The sequence below is a fragment of the Rhizobium sp. BR 249 genome, from assembly GCF_047445895.1.
In the GTDB taxonomy this organism is placed as follows: domain Bacteria; phylum Pseudomonadota; class Alphaproteobacteria; order Rhizobiales; family Rhizobiaceae; genus Rhizobium.
In genome coordinates, this window is record NZ_JARWKX010000001.1 from 293,365 (window position 1) to 310,151 (window position 16,787).

General features: G+C 61.6%; 19 protein-coding genes. 8 read left to right on the forward strand and 11 right to left on the reverse strand.

The genetic code is table 11. The features are described from left to right. Positions 1-22 precede the first annotated feature (22 nt). Positions 23-970, forward strand: a complete 948-nt coding sequence (locus QD408_RS01465) for an aldo/keto reductase (RefSeq protein ID WP_414138234.1) — start codon at positions 23-25, stop codon at positions 968-970. 13 nt (positions 971-983) lie between these two features. Beyond that, a complete protein-coding gene (locus QD408_RS01470; protein WP_414138102.1) occupies positions 984-1,427 on the forward strand; it encodes an N-acetyltransferase family protein in 444 nt (147 codons plus the stop codon). A gap of 60 nt (positions 1,428-1,487) precedes the next feature. Here QD408_RS01470 and QD408_RS01475 read toward each other — a convergent pair whose 3' ends face one another. Then, positions 1,488-2,138, reverse strand: coding sequence for a hypothetical protein (locus tag QD408_RS01475; protein WP_414138103.1), 651 nt, complete (start codon positions 2,136-2,138; stop codon positions 1,488-1,490). A 146-nt stretch (positions 2,139-2,284) separates the two neighbouring features. On the opposite strand from QD408_RS01475, the gene QD408_RS01480 reads away from it, so the two are divergent. After that, the gene (locus tag QD408_RS01480) at positions 2,285-2,782 is read left to right on the forward strand and encodes a ferritin-like domain-containing protein (RefSeq protein ID WP_088684403.1); all 498 of its coding nucleotides are present in this window, start codon (positions 2,285-2,287) and stop codon (positions 2,780-2,782) included. A gap of 28 nt (positions 2,783-2,810) precedes the next feature. Here the strand turns inward: QD408_RS01480 and QD408_RS01485 are convergent, their stop codons facing one another. Beyond that, positions 2,811-3,719 carry a LysR family transcriptional regulator gene (locus tag QD408_RS01485; RefSeq protein ID WP_414138104.1) on the reverse strand — a complete coding sequence of 303 codons (909 nt, stop codon included), beginning with the start codon at positions 3,717-3,719 and terminating at the stop codon, positions 2,811-2,813. 129 nt (positions 3,720-3,848) lie between these two features. Here QD408_RS01485 and QD408_RS01490 point away from each other — a divergent pair, with 129 nt between their 5' ends. Together QD408_RS01490 and QD408_RS01495 are read left to right on the forward strand one after the other, a co-directional pair. Continuing rightward, on the forward strand, positions 3,849-4,844 hold the full coding sequence (locus QD408_RS01490) for an aldo/keto reductase (RefSeq protein WP_088684401.1): 996 nt from the start codon (positions 3,849-3,851) through the stop codon (positions 4,842-4,844). Positions 4,845-4,935: 91 nt separating this feature from the next. Continuing rightward, on the forward strand, positions 4,936-5,295 hold the full coding sequence (locus QD408_RS01495) for a nuclear transport factor 2 family protein (RefSeq protein WP_088684400.1): 360 nt from the start codon (positions 4,936-4,938) through the stop codon (positions 5,293-5,295). 51 nt (positions 5,296-5,346) lie between these two features. Here the strand turns inward: QD408_RS01495 and pheT are convergent, their stop codons facing one another. The 5 genes from pheT to infC all read right to left on the reverse strand — a co-directional run bounded on the left by pheT (position 5,347) and on the right by infC (position 10,514). Beyond that, a complete protein-coding gene (gene pheT, locus QD408_RS01500; RefSeq protein ID WP_414138105.1) occupies positions 5,347-7,770 on the reverse strand; it encodes a phenylalanine--tRNA ligase subunit beta in 2,424 nt (807 codons plus the stop codon). A 16-nt stretch (positions 7,771-7,786) separates the two neighbouring features. Next, on the reverse strand, positions 7,787-8,869 hold the full coding sequence (pheS, locus tag QD408_RS01505) for a phenylalanine--tRNA ligase subunit alpha (RefSeq protein WP_088684398.1): 1,083 nt from the start codon (positions 8,867-8,869) through the stop codon (positions 7,787-7,789). Between the two features lie 149 nt (positions 8,870-9,018). Beyond that, positions 9,019-9,423 (reverse strand): 50S ribosomal protein L20, encoded by a 405-nt coding sequence (gene rplT, locus QD408_RS01510; protein ID WP_064693455.1) that lies wholly within the window; start codon positions 9,421-9,423, stop codon positions 9,019-9,021. A 39-nt stretch (positions 9,424-9,462) separates the two neighbouring features. Then, a complete protein-coding gene (gene rpmI / locus QD408_RS01515; protein WP_007813308.1) occupies positions 9,463-9,666 on the reverse strand; it encodes a 50S ribosomal protein L35 in 204 nt (67 codons plus the stop codon). Between the two features lie 311 nt (positions 9,667-9,977). Next, complete coding sequence (gene infC, locus QD408_RS01520; RefSeq protein WP_077991295.1) at positions 9,978-10,514, reverse strand: translation initiation factor IF-3; 537 nt, start codon at positions 10,512-10,514, stop codon at positions 9,978-9,980. Positions 10,515-10,691: 177 nt separating this feature from the next. Between infC and QD408_RS01525 the strand changes: the two genes are divergently transcribed. Together QD408_RS01525 and QD408_RS01530 are read left to right on the forward strand one after the other, a co-directional pair. Then, the gene (locus QD408_RS01525; protein ID WP_414138106.1) at positions 10,692-11,516 is read left to right on the forward strand and encodes an alpha/beta hydrolase; all 825 of its coding nucleotides are present in this window, start codon (positions 10,692-10,694) and stop codon (positions 11,514-11,516) included. A gap of 160 nt (positions 11,517-11,676) precedes the next feature. Continuing rightward, the gene (locus QD408_RS01530; protein WP_414138107.1) at positions 11,677-12,276 is read left to right on the forward strand and encodes a transglutaminase-like cysteine peptidase; all 600 of its coding nucleotides are present in this window, start codon (positions 11,677-11,679) and stop codon (positions 12,274-12,276) included. A 227-nt stretch (positions 12,277-12,503) separates the two neighbouring features. Here QD408_RS01530 and mbfA read toward each other — a convergent pair whose 3' ends face one another. Then, positions 12,504-13,487, reverse strand: coding sequence for an iron exporter MbfA (mbfA, locus tag QD408_RS01535; RefSeq protein WP_088684395.1), 984 nt, complete (start codon positions 13,485-13,487; stop codon positions 12,504-12,506). 170 nt (positions 13,488-13,657) lie between these two features. Here mbfA and QD408_RS01540 point away from each other — a divergent pair, with 170 nt between their 5' ends. Next, positions 13,658-14,125, forward strand: coding sequence for a group III truncated hemoglobin (locus QD408_RS01540; RefSeq protein WP_414138108.1), 468 nt, complete (start codon positions 13,658-13,660; stop codon positions 14,123-14,125). Here the strand turns inward: QD408_RS01540 and QD408_RS01545 are convergent, their stop codons facing one another. From QD408_RS01545 to QD408_RS01555, 3 genes are all read right to left on the reverse strand, one after another. Continuing rightward, positions 14,126-15,019 (reverse strand): EamA family transporter, encoded by an 894-nt coding sequence (locus QD408_RS01545; RefSeq protein ID WP_414138109.1) that lies wholly within the window; start codon positions 15,017-15,019, stop codon positions 14,126-14,128. A 92-nt stretch (positions 15,020-15,111) separates the two neighbouring features. Beyond that, positions 15,112-15,663 (reverse strand): recombination regulator RecX, encoded by a 552-nt coding sequence (gene recX, locus QD408_RS01550; RefSeq protein ID WP_414138110.1) that lies wholly within the window; start codon positions 15,661-15,663, stop codon positions 15,112-15,114. Between the two features lie 9 nt (positions 15,664-15,672). Then, a complete protein-coding gene (locus QD408_RS01555) occupies positions 15,673-16,698 on the reverse strand; it encodes a histone deacetylase family protein (RefSeq protein ID WP_414138111.1) in 1,026 nt (341 codons plus the stop codon). Between the last annotated feature and the right edge of the window lie 89 nt (positions 16,699-16,787).

Below are 16,787 nucleotides of genomic sequence, written 5' to 3' on the forward strand. Positions count from 1 at the left end.
GTCAGTCATTTTGGAGAGCGTCATGGAAATGCGCCGGCTTGGAAAAACAGGTCTCTCGATTTCGCCGATCGTCTTCGGCGGCAATGTCTTCGGCTGGACGGCCGACGAGAAAACATCTTTCGCCATTCTCGACGCCTTCTTCGATGCGGGGCTCAACACCATCGATACGGCCGATGTCTATTCCGCATGGGTTCCCGGCAACAAGGGCGGCGATTCCGAGGAAATCATCGGGCGCTGGCTGAAGCAATCGAGAATATCCCGCGACAAGGCCGTCATCGTCACCAAGGTCGGCTCGGACATGGGACAGGGAAAGACGCTGAAGGAGCCTTATATCCTGAAAGCGGTCGAGGATTCGCTGCGCCGGCTGCAGACTGACCATATCGACCTCTATCTCTCGCACTGGCCGGATGCCGATACGCCGCATGAGGAAACGCTCGGCGCCTTCGCCAAGCTGAAGCAGCAGGGCAAGATCCGCGCCATCGGCTGCTCGAACTACGATGCGGCGCTGCTCCAGGCTTCCTTCGACGCCGCCGAGAAGGCCGGCCTGCCGCGATACGACGTGCTGCAGCCGGAATATAATCTCTATGCGCGCGCCAGCTTTGAGGGGCCGATTGCCGAGCTCTGCATCAGGGAAGATATCGGCGTCATCACCTATTTCAGCCTCGCCGCCGGTTTCCTCACAGGCAAATACCGCAATAAGGCCGATACGGCGGGCCGCGCCCGGGAAGGCCGGGTTTCGCAGTATTTTGACGCCAAAGGCCTGCGTATCCTCGCCGCGCTCGACGAGGTTTCGGCCGAGACCGGCGCCAAGCCCGCGGAAATCTCGCTCGCCTGGCTCCTACGCAAGCAAGGCGTGACGGCGCCGATCGCCAGCGCGACCAGCCTATCGCAGCTTGAAAGCCTGGTGAAATCGGCGACACTTGCGCTTTCTCATGAAGCGATCGCGCTGCTCGACGAAGCCGGCGCCTGAGAGAGGAAAGCCCATGACCGTGACGATCCGCGATGCCCGCCCGGAAGACGAAGCCCGCTGGCGGGAACTCTGGGCTGATTACCTTGCCTTCTACGACGTCACGGTCGATACCGATATCACCGATCAGACATGGCGCCGGGTCTTCGATCCGGCGTCGGAGATCGCGATGCTGGTCGCCGAGGTCGATGGCCGGGTGATGGGTTTTGCGCTCTATCTTACCCATGAGGGAACCTGGATTCGCACCCGGGACTGCTATCTCGAAGACCTGTTCGTCGACGCCGATGCACGGGGAAAAGGCATCGGACGGGCTCTGATCGACGATCTCGTCGCGCTCGGTAAGGCGAAGGGGTGGTCGCGGCTTTACTGGCATACGAGCGAGCAGAATAAAACGGCACGGGCGCTCTACGACAGCTATGTCGAAAGCGATGGCCATATCCGCTACCGCATCAGTCTCTAGTGCATGTTGCCCGGAAGTGTGCAGCGGTTCCGGGATAACGACATGCATAAAAACAAAGAGTTAAAGCGCGTCGCATCGATCAGGTTCGATCCGACGCGCTTTAAATAGCGGAAAACCCTCATACCATTCGGAATGGTCGCCTTCCCAGTTCGCCATGCCCGGTTTGGTCAAGATGCCGCGCGGGCTGATATAACTCTGGATCACCCGCTTCGGCCTTTCATGCCACTGGATGTTGAAGGCCCAGAGCTTGGGGAAGAAGCAGAGCGAGGCGTACGGCAGGTGGTCGTGAATCCACCAGGCGAGCCGCTGCCAGTCGCTTTCGTCATGGTAGCGGTCGACCATCCACGGAACGACGATGCAGACTGCCGCGCCCATGCAGCCGTCAAAGTCCCGCATGTCCCAAATGTGATGCGCCGCGGTGGCGGCATTGGTCGAACAGTTCAGCTTGTTCTCGTTGCCGAACCTGTTGACCGCAGGAGAGCGATAGCCGGAACGAATGTGCAGACGCCCGAACGTCGCCTCCAACGGCTCCAGCAGTTCCTCGCAGAGCCTCTTGCCCGCCTCGATCGCAAGATCGGGATCCTCGGGGATGTTGGAGATGCGATAGAAATCGGCGATTTCGGAATGGAGGAAATCGCGGAAAAAGAAGTTTTGCGACAGCCGCACGCGGCCGAGATCCTCCAGACCTTTCATCGAACCTGGTTTTCGCATCGGCTTGTTGCCCTCCTCGAATAACAGGAATCATCGCCCGGAGCAGATTTCCAGTCCACCCGAAATCGATCGGGAACAATTTGGGCAAAGTTCGCTTCTTATGGTGTCCCGCATTAGCGGCCTTTCCCAAAACAAGGATCGAGAACATGGCCAAGGAAAAGACGTTGGAAGATCTCTTCTACGACACGCTGAAGGATATTTATTTCGCCGAACGACAGATTCTGCGCGCCCTGCCGAAGATGGCGCGCGCCGCCCAGTCCTCCGAACTGAAGGCGGGTTTCCAGAAGCATCTGGAGGAAACCGAAGCTCAGGTCGAGCGCCTGCAGCAGGTTTTCGAGAAGATCGGCAAGCGCGCCCAGGGCAAGACCTGCGAGGCGATCCAGGGCATCATCGCCGAAGGCGAAGAGATCATGGAAGAATTCAAGGGCACGCCGGCGTTGGACGCCGGTCTGATTTCGGCGGCCCAGGCGGTCGAACATTATGAAATTGCCCGCTACGGCACGCTGAAAACCTGGGCCGCGACACTCGGCCTGAAGGACGTCGTCGCTTTGCTCGACCAGACGCTGCAGGAAGAGACGGCGACCGACAAGACCCTCTCCCAGCTCGCCACCACCGCGGCAAACCAGAAGGCGAAAGCCGCCTGACGCAACTACGGGAACAGGCGGCGAGCCTTTAGCTGCCGCCCGTATCCCTCTCGGCATATCGGAAGAAATCGATGAAGGCGCGCAGCGCCGGCCGCATCTGCCGCCGGCTCGGATAATAGACGAACGGCCCGGGATAGGGCGCGCACCAATCCTCCAGAACCCGCACGAGCCTGCCGGCCGCCAGTTCGGTGTGCACCCGCATGTCGAAGAGATAGGCAAGTCCGGCACCATTCACCGCCGCAAGAAGAGCCAGCCGATCCTCGCTGACGATCAATGGCCCGTCGACCGCGACGACAAGTTCCTGCCCGTCCTTCTCGAATTCCCAGCGATAGATCGAGCCGTTGGTGAAGCGCCGCTTGATGCAGCGGTGGCGGACGAGATCGCGCGGATGCTCCGGCTTCGGATAGCGCTCGAAATATTCCGGCGAGGCTGCGATCACCGTCGTCAGCTTGGGCGAGATCCTGACGGCAATCATATCGGCCTCCAGGCTCTCCTCCAGCCGGATGCCCGCGTCGAAACCCTCCTTGACGATATCGGTGAAGCCATCCTCATTGGCGATTTCCAGCGTGATATCGGGATAGAGGTTGAGAAAGTCGCCAAGGCGCGGGGCGAGCAGGATATCGGAGGCGAACCGCGGCGCTGTGATGCGCAGGTTTCCGGCCGGCTTGCCGCGCGTATCGTTGACCGCCTCCAGCGCGATGCCGATCTCCTCGAGCGCCGGGCGCAATCTTTCGAGAAGCAGCCGGCCTTCCTCGGTCGGCGCGACGCTGCGGGTCGTGCGCGCCAGAAGCCTGACACCAAGACTTTCCTCCAGGCTCGATATGGCATGGCTGACCGCCGACGGCGCGACGAGCAGTTCCTTGGCTGCGGCCCGGAAGCTGCGATGTTCCGCGACGGCGGCGAGAACGGCGAGTTGAGCGAGCTGTGTTCTGTTCATTGGTCGAAATGATAGAACAGCCTGTTAGAAACTGCATGCGTTTTCTGATTGATGCGGCGCCGATATAGTCTGCCCGTACCGCAATGATCTCCCAAGCGATTCGACGTCAGCTCAGAAAAGGAGCGCATCATGAAAATCCGAAAACTCGGAAACGATCTCACGGTCTCGGCCGTCGGCCTTGGCTGCATGGGCATGAGCTTTGCCTATGGCGCCAGCGATGAGGCGGAATCGGTTCGCACGCTGCAGCGCGCCGTCGATCTCGGCGTCACCTTCTTCGACACGGCCGAGGTCTATGGTCCCTTCACCAATGAGGTTCTTCTCGGCAAGGCGCTGAAGCCCTTCCGCGACCGCGTGGTGATCGCCACCAAGTTCGGCTTCAAGATCGATACCAGCCAGATGGGTGCCGCCGCGATCGCCGGCGTCGACAGCCGCCCCGAACATGTGCGTGAAGTCACTGAGGCCTCGCTGAAACGATTGAGCATCGAGACCATCGACCTGCTCTATCAGCACCGGGTCGACCCCAACGTGCCGATCGAGGAAACGGTCGGCGTGATGGCCGAACTGGTCAGGGAAGGGAAGGTTCGCGCCCTCGGCCTCTCGGAAGCCGGCAGCGCCACCATCCGCCGCGCGCATGCGGTCCATCCGATCGCGGCACTGCAGAGTGAATATTCGCTGTGGACGCGCGATCCCGAAGAGGATGTGCTTGCCACCTGCCGCGAACTCGGTATCGGCTTCGTGCCCTACAGCCCGCTCGGCCGCGGCTTCCTGACCGGGGCGATCCGCAAGCCGGAGGATCTTGCCGCCGACGATTTCCGCCGGCAGGTGCCGCGTTTCCAGGCTGAGAATTTCGACGCCAATGCGGCGCTTGTCGCAACGCTCGAACAGCTTGCCGCCACAAAAGGCGTGACGGCGGCGCAGCTGGCGCTGGCCTGGGTGCTGGGCCAGGGCGATGACATCGTGCCGATCCCGGGCGCGCGCAAGCTTCACCACCTCGAACAAAACGTCGCCGCTGCCGATATCTCGCTCAGCGCGGAGGAGCTCAATCAGCTCGATGAAGCGATCCCTGCCGGTGAAGTGGCCGGCAAGCGCTATTCGGATGCCTCGCTCGCGATGACGAACATTTGAGACTGACGAGCCCGGCCGGTTGCGACAGGCCGGGCTTGCCTTCGCGGCCGGCGAAACTATCTAACGCCATCTCTAAGAACGGGATGGAAACATGTCGGACAGGCAGGCAGTCGAACAGACGGTTCACCTCTATGTCGAAGGCATGGCCTTCGCCAATGCGGCAGCCTTGAAAAAGGCTTTCCACCCGAAAAGCTCGATCATCGGCTATTACCAGAATGATGTGGAATGGCTGACGCGGGACGAGTTCATCGCCGCGATCCTGGCTGAGGAGCCGGCCCCGCCCGGCACCCAGCCTTTCATGGATATCCAGAACGTCGATGTCGAAGGCGACGCGGCAAGCGTCAAGGTCACCGACGATTTTGCCGGCATGCGCTTCACCGACTATCTCTCGCTGCTGAAGATCGAAGGACGATGGGTGATCGTCAGCAAGCTCTATCATCTGCACACATGAAAAGACGGGCCGCTTACGCGACCGGTCCATTGTATTGTGGGCGGATGGGGCTCAGCTTCTGAGGACGCCGCCGGTGAATTTCGTCACGCTTGCGACGATCTTCTGGGTCAGCGCCTCGAAATCCTCATCCGTCAGCGTGCGCTCGACCGGCTGGATCTGAACCTCGATCGCCACCGATTTCCTGCCTTCGCCGACCGAAGCGCCCTCGAAGATATCGAAGACGTTGACGCCGGTGATGAGCTTGCGGTCGGCGCCGGTCGCAGCCTTGATGATGGCGCCGGCTTCCACCGTCTTGTCGACGACGAAGGCGAAGTCGCGCTTGACTGCCTGGAAGGGCGAGAGATCGAGCGCCGGCTTGGTGCGGGTCGCCTTCTTCTTCGGCTCCGCCATGGCATCGAGATAGACTTCGAAACCGCAGAGCGCGCCGGAGACATCGAGGGCTTCCAGCGTCAGCGGATGAAACTCGCCGAAATAGCCGAGCACGACTTTCGGTCCCATCTTGATCGTGCCGGAGCGGCCGGGATGATACCATTCGGGACCACCCTGCTCGATCTGGATATTGCCCATCGGCAGGCCGCAGGCTTCGATGACGGCGAGCGCATCGGCCTTGGCGTCGAAGACGTCGACCGGCTTGCCGCCGCCCTTGGCGGTATTCGACCACGCGCGGCCCGCGCCTGATAGCGAGGCCGTGCCGCGGCGGATGCCGCCGGCGACGCGGCGCTGGCCTTCCGGCCGGTCGTTCTCATAGGTGCCCGAGACTTCGAAGATCGCCACGTCGCCATAACCCTTGTCGGCATTGCGCTGGGCAGCCGTCAGCAGGCCCGGCAGCAGCGAGGGTCGCATATCCGACATTTCGGCAGCGATCGGATTGGCAAGCTTGAGGGCGGGCGAACCGCCGCCGAAGAGCTTTGCCTGATCTTCCGGAATGAAGGACCAGGTGACGGCCTCCAGCATGCCGCGCGAGGCAAGCGCGCGCTTGGCCGAGCGGGTGCGGATCTGCAGCGTCGTCAGGATCTTACCGTTGACGGCCGCATGGCTTTCGAGCGGCGCCGGCTTGATATTGTCGACGCCGTGGATGCGCATGACCTCCTCGACGAGATCGGCCTTGCCGTCGACATCGGGGCGCCATGAGGGAACGGCGACGGAGACACGCTCGCCGGAACCGGAAACCGTAAAGCCGAGGCGCGTCAGGATCGTGCTGCTTTCCTCATTCGAAACGTCGAGGCCGGTCAGGCGCTTGATCTCGGAATAGGGGAAATCGACGATCTTCGGTTCATAACCCTTGTAGCCGACGACCTCAGCCTTGGCAGCCGTGCCGCCGCAGAGTTCCAGCACCAGTTCCGTCGTGCGCTCGAGGCCGGGAACCATATATTCCGGATCGACGCCGCGTTCGAAACGGTAGCGGGCATCGGTGATGATGCCGAGGCTGCGGCCCGATTTGGCGATGTTCATCGGGTCCCAGAGAGCGGATTCGATCAGAACGTCGACGGTGTTCTCGTCGCAGCCGGAATGTTCTCCGCCCATGATGCCACCGATCGATTCAACGCCATCCTCATCGGATATGACGACGTTGCTCGGGCCGAGCTTGTATTCGCGCTGGTCGAGCGCCAGTACGGTCTCGCCTTCTTTGGCGCGGCGCACCGTCAGGTTGCCCTTGACCTTGGCGGCGTCGAAGACGTGCATCGGCCGGCCCTGGTCGAAGGTCATGTAGTTGGTGATATCGACCAGCGCATTGATGGGGCGCAGGCCGATGGCGAGAAGCCGCTGCTGCATCCAGCGCGGGCTCGGGCCGTTCTTCACACCGCGCACGAGACGCAGGCTGAAGCCGGGGCAGAGCCTGGGATCGTCGAGATCGAGCGTCAGCTTGACCGGCGTCTCGCCTTCGACGGCGAAGGAGGGCGCGGGCCGCGTCTTCAGCGTGCCGAGACCGGAGGCGGCGAGATCGCGGGCGATGCCGTGGATCGAGGTGCAGTCCGGACGGTTGGGCGTCAGATTGATCTCGATGACCGGGTCATCAAGATGGGCATAAGTCGCATAGCTCGTGCCGACCGGCGCATCATCAGGCAGATCGATGATGCCATCGTGATTGTCGGATATCTCAAGCTCCTTTTCGGAGCACATCATGCCGCGGCTTTCGACGCCGCGGATATTGCCGACGGCAAGCGTCACGTCGATGCCGGGAACATAGGTTCCGGGTGCGGCGAAGGCGCCGACGAGGCCGGCGCGCGCATTCGGGGCGCCGCAGACGACCTGGACCGGCGCACCGGCACCGGTATCGACCATCAGCACCTTCAGGCGATCGGCCTGGGGATGTTTTTCCGCCGAGACAACCCGCGCGATGACGAAAGGTTTGAAGGCCGCCTTGTCGTCGACATCCTCTACCTCAAGCCCGATCTCGGTGAGGCGCGCGCAGATTTCATCAAGGGTGGCATCCGTTTCCAGATGCTCTTTCAGCCAGGAGAGCGTGAATTTCATCGTCTCAATTCTCCGTTCAAACGCTGAGGCCGCCGAACAGCGTCGGCATGTCGAGCGGGCGGAAACCGTAGTGCGTCATCCAGCGGACGTCGGCGTTGAAGAAGTCGCGCAGGTCGGGCATGCCGTATTTCAGCATGGCGATGCGATCGAGCCCCATGCCCCAGGCAAAACCCTGATATTCGTCCGGATCGAGGCCGCCGTAGCGCAGCACGTTCGGGTGGACCATGCCGCAGCCGAGGATCTCCATCCAGTCGGTGCCTTCGCCGAACTTGACGATCGGGCCGGAGCGGTCGCACTGGATATCGACCTCGAAGGAGGGCTCGGTGAAGGGGAAGAAAGACGGGCGGAAGCGCATCGTTACGCTGTCGACCTCGAAGAAGGTCTTGCAGAACTCCTCGAGCACCCAGCGGATGTTGGCGACATTGGCCTTTTTGTCGATGACCAGGCCCTCGACCTGATGGAACATCGGCGAATGCGTGGCGTCCGAATCCTGACGGTAGGTCTTGCCGGGGATGATGATGCGGATCGGCGGCTTCTGCGTCTCCATGGTGCGCACCTGCACGGGCGAGGTGTGCGTGCGCAGCACCTTGCGCTCACCATTCTCATCCGGATTGAAGAAGAAGGTGTCGTGCATCTCGCGGGCCGGATGGCCTTCCGGGAAGTTCAGCGCGGTGAAATTGTAGTAGTCGGTCTCGATATCGGGACCTTCGGCGATCGAGAAACCCATGTCGGCGAAGATCGCGGTGATCTCGTCGACGATCTGGCTGATCGGATGGATGCGGCCGCGCTCGGCGGGCGAGGAGCGCACCGGCAGGCTGACGTCGACTGTCTCGGCCTTCAGCCGCGCATTGACAGCCGCAACTTTCAGTACCGACTTGCGCTCGGCAATGGCGTCCGTCACCGCATTCTTCAGGGCGTTGATCGCCGCACCCCGGGTCTGGCGTTCCTCCGGCGTCATGGCGCCGAGCGTCTTCAGGAGCTCCGAGACGGAGCCCTTCTTGCCGAGAGCGGACACGCGCACGGCTTCCAGGGCTGCCTCGTCATTGGCAGCAGCGATTTCCGCGAGCAGCGATGAGTTGAGCTGGTCGATATCTGACATTGTCACTTCTTTCCGTCCAGTATCAGGCGGGGGATCGGGAGGCAGGTGGCGCCGACCGGCGCAAGGAATATAAAGAAAGAAAAACCCGCACTAGCCCAAACCAGCGCGGGTTTCCCAAAATCATAACTTCAAAGCTTGGGAAGCGCTGGTTAACGAACCGCGCCTTCAAACTCGTTAGCCGTGCCGGTTTCCTTGAGGTATTCAAGGGCCTTCTTGGCGGCAGCAACCAGCGCACCGAATGCTTCCGGCTCATGGATCGCCATGTCGGAGAGAACCTTGCGGTCGACTTCGATGCCAGCCTTGTTCAGGCCGTCGATGAAGCGGCCATAGGTCAGGCCGAATTCGCGGACGGCAGCGTTGATACGCTGGATCCAGAGGGCGCGGAAGTTGCGCTTGTTGACCTTGCGGTCGCGGTATGCGTACTGCTTGGCGCGATCGACGGCAGCCTTGGCGGTACGGATGGTGTTCTTGCGACGGCCATAGAAGCCCTTGGCCTGCTTCAGAACCTTCTTGTGCTTGGCGTGGGCAGCGACGCCTCTTTTTACACGTGCCATTTCATGATCTCCTTAATCTAACGCGTTACCGGAATAGTCTCAGAGACCGTTCGGCAGATAGTTCTTCACGACCTTGCGGCCATCGGGTTCCGCGAGAACCATGGTGCCGCGTGCATCGCGAATGAACTTGTTCGAGCGCTTGATCATGCCATGGCGCTTGCCAGCGGCAGCCGCCTTGACCTTGCCGGTTGCGGTGATCTTGAACCGCTTCTTGGCAGAGGACTTCGTCTTCATCTTGGGCATTTTGCTACTCCTTCTGTCCTCCCTGCGCGCTTCATCAAAAAGCCCTCCTCGCGAAGTCCGGTTCTCCGGCCGTCGCAACAAGGTGCGGGAGCGTTTGTTGTTGATCTGCGGGAACGGCGACGAACCGTCCCACAAGCATTCGAAACTGCCACGGCATGCCCTGCCGGTCAGTTCGGACGCGCGCTTATAACCGCAGCGTCATGAAAGTGCAACGGGGCCGCGGAGGAATCTTCGGCGCGCCGAAAATACGGTAGCCGAAAGCACAAAAGCCGCCCTTGCGGACGGCCTTGGGGCGAAAAAGTATCTGGCGCTTACTTCGGCGCCAGCACCATCATCATCTGGCGGCCTTCGAGCTTGGGCTCGGCCTCCACCTTGGCGATCTCGGTCGTATCCGCCTTGACCTGCTGCAGAAGCTTCATGCCGAGTTCCTGGTGGGCCATTTCACGGCCACGGAATTTCAGCGTCACCTTGACCTTGTCGCCTTCGTCGAAGAAGCGGCCCATCGCCTTCATCTTCACCTCATAATCATGGGTGTCGATGTTCGGGCGCATCTTGATTTCTTTGACTTCGACGATCTTCTGCTTCTTACGCGCCTCGGCAGCCTTCTTCTGGTTGGCATATTTCAGCTTGCCCAGATCGAGGATCTTGCACACCGGCGGTTCGGCATTGGGGGAAATTTCGACGAGATCGAGGCCGGCTTCTTCCGCCATTCTCAAGGCCTGGTCGGTAGGCACGATGCCCATATTCTGTCCGTCAGCCGCGATCAGCTGAACTTTGGGGATGCGGATTTCACGGTTCGAGCGCGGACCGTCCTTCACGGGCGCATCGGTCTTAAAAGGTCTGCGAATGGTCGTATTCTCCTCGCGTTGTTTCGGAATGTTGCAGCCGCGCGCTCCCGGTGAGGGTGCACCAACGTGTCTCGTCATCGCTGCAACGGAGTCAATATCATCCTTTAGCGGAAAAATCACCTGCTGTCAGCCTGTCAAGAATCTGTTTTATAGGCCAAAATAAAAGGAGTTTCGCCGATGTCAGATCAGATTCCCAATGCCCAGCCGCAGTTCCTGGCCGTCGGCGAGGGCGAGGCGGCGCGTGAGATCGCCTTCATCGTCCGCCCGGCGCAGGGCGGCGATGACGCACCGGCGCTCGTTTGGCTATCCGGCTACCGTTCCGACATGAGCGGCACAAAAGCGGTGGAGCTCGACGGGCTGGCGGCGGAACTCGGCCTCGCCTGCATCCGGTTGGATTATTCCGGCCACGGGCTTTCCGGCGGCAGTTTCCGCGACGGAACGATCTCACGCTGGCTCGAAGAGGCGCTTGCCGTTCTCCGCCATGCCGCGCCCGCCCGGGTCATTCTCGTCGGCTCCTCGATGGGCGGCTGGATCGCGCTGAGGCTGGCGCAGGAGCTTGCACGGCAGGGCGGCCCAAAGCTCGCCGGGATGGTGCTGATCGCGCCGGCGCCCGACTTCACCTCCGAGCTGATCGAGCCGAACCTGACGGCAAAGGAGCGCAAGTCGCTTGCCGAGCGCGGCTATTTCGAAGAGCGCTCGCAATACAGCCCGGAACCGAACATCTATACCAGGGCGCTGATCGAGGACGGCCGGGAGAACCGGGTGCTCGACGGCATCATCGAGACGGGCTGCCCGGTGCATATCCTCCAGGGCATGAAGGACCCCGACGTGCCGCATGCGCATGCGATGAAGCTCGTCGAGCATCTTCCCGCCGACGACGTTGTCTTGACCCTCGTCCGCGACGGCGACCACCGTCTTTCCCGTCCCGGCGATATCGCGCTTCTCGTCAGCGCCGTCAAAGGCATCCTCCGTTCATCGGCAAGTATGGAAAAGCCTGCTTGAGCGGCGGCGCCGATCATCCCGAAGTAAGTTCCCGGTCCCGTTGCATTTTAACCATGTCGGCGAGTTGGCAGGCCCTCCTAAGAAGTAACGATTGACTCTTCTCGGCCCTCTCCATTAACACTTTGTTAATAATTAAGGGGCGATGCGAGGAAGAGCGGGCGTGCGGATCAAGGGTATCTTCGTGGCCATGATGGCCGTGTTTGCGATGGCGACGGCTGCCATCCCGGCTCCAACCAGAAATGCCTCCATGGTTACGGGCAACGCCACCTCCCAGCCGATCGGCCATTACGATTTCTGCCAGATTCACCGCAATGAATGCGGGCCGAACCGCAATTCCGGCCCGGTCGAAATGACCGCGGCGAAGTGGGAGGTGGTGCGCTCGGTCAACGCCACGGTCAACCGCACGATCACCCCGATGACCGACAAGGAAATCTACGGCAAGGACGAAGTCTGGGCCTATCCGACCACCGCCGGCGACTGCGAGGACTTCGCGCTGCTGAAGCGCCGCATGCTGATCCAGCGCGGCTTTTCGGCCGCCGACCTGCTGATGACCGTCGTGCGCAAGCCTGACGGCGAAGGCCATGCCGTGCTGACGCTGCGCACCGCCCAGGGCGATTTCGTGCTCGACAACCTCGCTTCCGACGTGAAGCCGTGGTTCGGGACGCCTTATTCCTTCGTCAAGCGCCAGTCGAGCTACAATGCCGGCCGCTGGGTCACCATCGAGAACGGCCGTGACGTTCTGGTCGGCGCTCTGCGATAAGAATTCGAGGGGGACGTGGGGAAAGGCCGGCGAAAGCCGGCCTTTTGCTTTTGGGGGATGCAGCTGCGCTCTTTCCAACCCTGATGAGGGCTGATCGCTTTGCCGCACCGTCGCGTGAGATAAGGTATTGGTTTGCCGCACGGTCTCCCGGCCCTTCGCTTGGGCTCAGGGCGTTCGTCGCTGCAATCGATTCACTGGATCGATTGCTCGGCTTCGCCGACCGCTCCTCACCCATTCCCAATCAGAATACCGGCGGCGAGGACGAGGCTGCCGCCGAGCACCACCTGGAAGGCGGCGCGCAGGAAGGGTGTTTCCATGTAGCGGTTCTGGATGAAGGCGATCGCCCAGAGTTCGAAGAAGACGATGACGGCGGCGGTGATCGTCGCGGTCCAGAAATGCGGGATCAGGTAGGGCAGCGCGTGGCCGAGGCCGCCGAGCGCCGTCATGATGCCGCAGGCAAGGCCGCGCTTGACCGGCGAGCCGCGGCCGGAGATCTTGCCGTCGTCATGGGCAGCTTCCGTAAAGCCCATCGAGATGCCGGCGCCGACGGAGGCCGAAAGGCCGACGAGGAAGGTCTGCCAGGTATCCTGCGTCGCAAAGGCCGCGGCGAAGATCGGCGCCAGCGTCGAGACCGAGCCATCCATCAGGCCGGCGAGGCCCGGCTGCACATAGGTCAGCACGAATTGCCGGTGCGCCGTCTCGTCCTCGTCGCGCTTGATTTCCTCGGGCGTATGTTTGTCGCCAAGCATGCGGGCGATGTCTTCGTGCCCTTGTTCGGCGAGCGCCAAATCGCCTAGAAGCTGACGCGTCGAGGCGTCCGAGGTGCGCTTTGCCGCCTCGACGTAGAAACGATGGGCCTGCTCTTCCATCGCCTCGGTTTCCTGCCGCATCGCATCCAGCGAGAGGTTTGCCCGGAGCCAATCGGGCTTGCGCTCGTAAAAGCCCTGCACGTGCTCGCGCCGGATCAGCGGGATGCGCTCGCCGAAACGCTGCCGGTGGATTTCGATCAGCGACTTGCGATGCGTATCCTCGACCTCGGCCATATCCTCGAAGACCTTGGCCGAGGCCGGAAATTCCTTTCGCAGTCTGTCGGCATAAGCGAGATAGATGCGGGCGTCGTCTTCCTCGGAGGCGATTGCCAGGGCGAGGATCTCCTGCTCGGACAACGAGTCGAACGATCGTTTCGAGGATCTGAAAAACCGCGCCAGCATCACTTTCTCCATAATTTAGAATAATTCTAAATCTAGAGAAGCAGGCAATGACGGTCAAGTGCGTGGGGCATGCCGGCTGACAGATTGCCGCAATCGGCACCGACGACTTTGGCTTCCAGTCATAAAGACCTATATGAGGGCTGCCGCATCATGCGGCGCCGGGGTTTATGATGGACAATGAGATTCAGGGCCGGCCTGCCCATGTCGCGGCGATCCGCGAAAGGGCGGAGGCCGAAATGCGGGCGATGGGTATCGACGAGGCCTTCATCGACAGGCTGGTCGAGACTTTTTACGGGCGCGTGCTGGAACATCCCGATCTCGGCCCGGTGTTCGACGCGCGGCTGTCCGGCCGCTGGCCGGAGCATATGCAGAAGATGAAGAGCTTCTGGTCGGCGGTTGCCTTCCGCAGCGGCGCCTATGGCGGCAAGCCGGTGCAGGCGCATACGGGCGTTCAGAACCTGACACCCGATCTCTTTCCGAAGTGGCTGTCGCTGTTTGCCGCAACGCTCGACGATATCGCCCCATCGCCGGAAGCCAAGGCATGGTTCATGGCGACCGCCGAGCGGATCGCCAAAAGCCTGACGCTATCGCTCTTTTACAATCCCGCTCTCGACGATCCTGCGAAAAAGGCAGGCTGATCACTGCCTTGCGGAAAAGGTCGCACCGGCGCTTGCCGCGACGACCAAGGCAGTTCCGGCCATTTGCAGCAGCGTCATCGGCTGGGCCAGGATGACGAAACCGGCAAGTGCGGCGATGGCGGGCTCGAGGCTCATGAGAATGCCGAAGGAGGCCGTCGGCATGCGCCGCAAGGCGATGAGTTCCAGCGTGTAGGGCAGCAGCGGCACCAGAATGGCAAGCCCCGCCATTTCGATCAGGCCGTAGCCGTCGAGCGCCGGCACGGCACCGGTGAAGCCGAAGGGCGTCGCGACCAAGGCGGCAACCATCAGCGACATGGAAAGCCCTTCCAACCCCTTGAAGCTCGCGCCGATCTTTTTCGTCAGGACGATATAGATCGCCCAACCGGTTCCCGCGCCGAGCGCAAAGAGAATACCCTCGACATTGCCGACCCAGCCTTCACCGTCATGAGCAAGCGCCAGAACGCCAAGTGCTGCAATGAGGGGCCAGATAAGACGCCGGCTGAGGCCATAGCCGATGGTCGCAACCGAAAGCGGCCCGAGGAAATCGATCGCCACGGCAAGGCCGAGTGGAATACGCTCGATCGCCGCGAAGAAGCTCATGGTCATCAGCGCCGTCGTCGCGCCGAGAACCAGAGCGCTCGTCCATTGCGCCCTGGTGTAGCTGGCGAAACGCGGCCGCACGAAGACGGCAAGAATGATGGCGGCGACGGCGAGGCGCAGCCAGGAGGCGCCGGCCGGTCCATAGGCGGCGATGGCCGAGGAGGAAAGCGCCGCGCCGAACTGGATCGACGACATGGACATGAGGCACATCAGCCCGCCGGCCGCCACGCCGCCGAATGCCATTGACGTCTCCGCGGTCAGCGTGCCCGCTCCGCCATTTACTTTTTCTTCCATGCTCGCCCCCGATTGTGCGCTCTTCTTACGAAGACGGTTTGCGAGCGGCAAATTCAAACTTCTGATCCAGGCAGAAAGAGCTTTGATGCATATCAGAGACGGCCGGCAAAGATGACCTCTTCAGCATCCTCGAAGCTCATCTCGAAAACCTTCCTGCCGATGTCGAAGCTAAAGCCGTTGCGGGCGAAGGCCGAAAGCTCCTTGGCCTTCCGCTTTTCGTCAAGCTCGACCCGTCGGAAGGGACCGAAGGCGCGCTTGCGGGCGAATATCGCCGCGGCATAGAGATCATCAGCCTCTCCGAGCGCGGCCTCGACCTTGTCGCTCGCGACACCCTTGGCAGCAAGCTTCTGGGCGATGGCGCGCTTCGATTTACCGCCGCGCACGGCAGAGCGCGTGCTGATCTCTGCATAGGCGTCATCGTCGAGCACCTTGTTGTCATAGGCGAATTTGACGGCGAAATCGGCCACGGCCTTGAGTTGCGCCGCGCTGATATCCTCGAACTTCTCCTTCGCCTTGCGGGTGATGGCGTCAAAGAGCTGTTTTTCCGTCATCATCCGCCGCTCGAGCCGATAGATGGCGGAGTTGCGCGCCCAACTCAGCATACGGGGTGTCGGGATATCGGAGGAAACGGTCTCGTCAGTCATATCAAGATATCAGGCTTCCAGGCCCTTGAGAACGTTCGCAACGTTGAGGCCGATCTCGGGCACGCCATAGCCGCCCTCCATGCAGGTGACGACGGGCAGGCCGGCGGCGGAGATCATCTCTCCCATGCGAATGAAGTCTTCAGATTTCAGCTGGAAGAAGGAGATCGGATCGCGCTCGAACGTGTCGACGCCGAGCGCCACGACGATCGCTTCCGCGCCGAAGGCCTTGATGCGGGCAAGCGCATCGGCAAGCGCCGAAGACCAGACCTGCCAGGGCGTATGGGGCGGCATCGGATAGTTGCGGTTGGCGCCGGCGCCCTCCCCTTCGCCTTCTTCATCGGCATGGCCGAGGAAATAGGGAAAGGCAAACATCGGATCGCCGTGCAGTGAGGCGGTGAAGACATCGCCTCTGTGATAGAAGAGATCCTGAGTGCCGTTGCCATGGTGGAAATCGACATCGAGTACGGCAACCTTCTTCGCACCGTGATCGAGCAGACGCTGGGCCGCGACGCCGGAATTGTTGATGAAGCAATAGCCGCCGAAGAGATCGATGCCGGCATGATGGCCGGGCGGGCGGCAGAGCGCGAAAGCGAAGCGGTTGCCGGCATTCAGCCAATCGGCGCCTGACACCGCGCAGCGCATCGAGGCGACCGCCGCTTCATAAGAACCCTTGGTGATGGAGGTGTCGGCCGCATTGGCATAATGGCCGATCGCGCCGACGATATTGTCGGGCACGCGCTGGCTGGTGCGGCGGACCGGAAAGGAATTGGCGATCGCCTCACCCTCGAAGCCGGCCGCGACCCAGCGATCCCAGACGGTCGCGAGAAAATCGAGATAGGCGGGATCATGCACCTTACGCGCCGTTTCGAGCCCATGGGCATCCGGCGCCACGACTTCCCGGAAACCCGCTTCCTTGACCGCCGCCAGAATCCACTCGGCGCGAAACGGCGCCTCGAAGGGCGTCACCAGCTGACCGGCATAGAGCTCGGTCCTGGCATCGCGCAGCTTATGATCTTCGGAATAGATGACGCGCATTTCGGATTCGTCCTTGGTTGGAAGTCGAGATGTACACGGGTCAGCCCCGATGAAAAAGCGGTGCTGCGTCCTTGATCGGCCAAACGAAT

Bases quoted from the DNA above. Each gene is read 5' to 3' on its own strand.
- QD408_RS01495 (WP_088684400.1), top strand. From the start codon at position 4,936: ATGTCGGACAGGCAGGCAGTCGAACAGACGGTTCACCTCTATGTCGAA.
- QD408_RS01490 (WP_088684401.1), top strand. From the start codon at position 3,849: ATGAAAATCCGAAAACTCGGAAACGATCTCACGGTCTCGGCCGTCGGC.
- QD408_RS01540 (WP_414138108.1), top strand. From the start codon at position 13,658: ATGGACAATGAGATTCAGGGCCGGCCTGCCCATGTCGCGGCGATCCGC.
- QD408_RS01480 (WP_088684403.1), top strand. From the start codon at position 2,285: ATGGCCAAGGAAAAGACGTTGGAAGATCTCTTCTACGACACGCTGAAG.
- pheT (WP_414138105.1), bottom strand. From the start codon at position 7,770: ATGAAATTCACGCTCTCCTGGCTGAAAGAGCATCTGGAAACGGATGCC.
- QD408_RS01485 (WP_414138104.1), bottom strand. From the start codon at position 3,719: ATGAACAGAACACAGCTCGCTCAACTCGCCGTTCTCGCCGCCGTCGCG.
- QD408_RS01525 (WP_414138106.1), top strand. From the start codon at position 10,692: ATGTCAGATCAGATTCCCAATGCCCAGCCGCAGTTCCTGGCCGTCGGC.
- QD408_RS01470 (WP_414138102.1), top strand. From the start codon at position 984: ATGACCGTGACGATCCGCGATGCCCGCCCGGAAGACGAAGCCCGCTGG.
- QD408_RS01555 (WP_414138111.1), bottom strand. From the start codon at position 16,698: ATGCGCGTCATCTATTCCGAAGATCATAAGCTGCGCGATGCCAGGACC.
- QD408_RS01475 (WP_414138103.1), bottom strand. From the start codon at position 2,138: ATGCGAAAACCAGGTTCGATGAAAGGTCTGGAGGATCTCGGCCGCGTG.
- mbfA (WP_088684395.1), bottom strand. From the start codon at position 13,487: ATGCTGGCGCGGTTTTTCAGATCCTCGAAACGATCGTTCGACTCGTTG.
- rpmI (WP_007813308.1), bottom strand. From the start codon at position 9,666: ATGCCCAAGATGAAGACGAAGTCCTCTGCCAAGAAGCGGTTCAAGATC.
- QD408_RS01465 (WP_414138234.1), top strand. From the start codon at position 23: ATGGAAATGCGCCGGCTTGGAAAAACAGGTCTCTCGATTTCGCCGATC.
- rplT (WP_064693455.1), bottom strand. From the start codon at position 9,423: ATGGCACGTGTAAAAAGAGGCGTCGCTGCCCACGCCAAGCACAAGAAG.
- QD408_RS01545 (WP_414138109.1), bottom strand. From the start codon at position 15,019: ATGGAAGAAAAAGTAAATGGCGGAGCGGGCACGCTGACCGCGGAGACG.
- pheS (WP_088684398.1), bottom strand. From the start codon at position 8,869: ATGTCAGATATCGACCAGCTCAACTCATCGCTGCTCGCGGAAATCGCT.
- recX (WP_414138110.1), bottom strand. From the start codon at position 15,663: ATGACTGACGAGACCGTTTCCTCCGATATCCCGACACCCCGTATGCTG.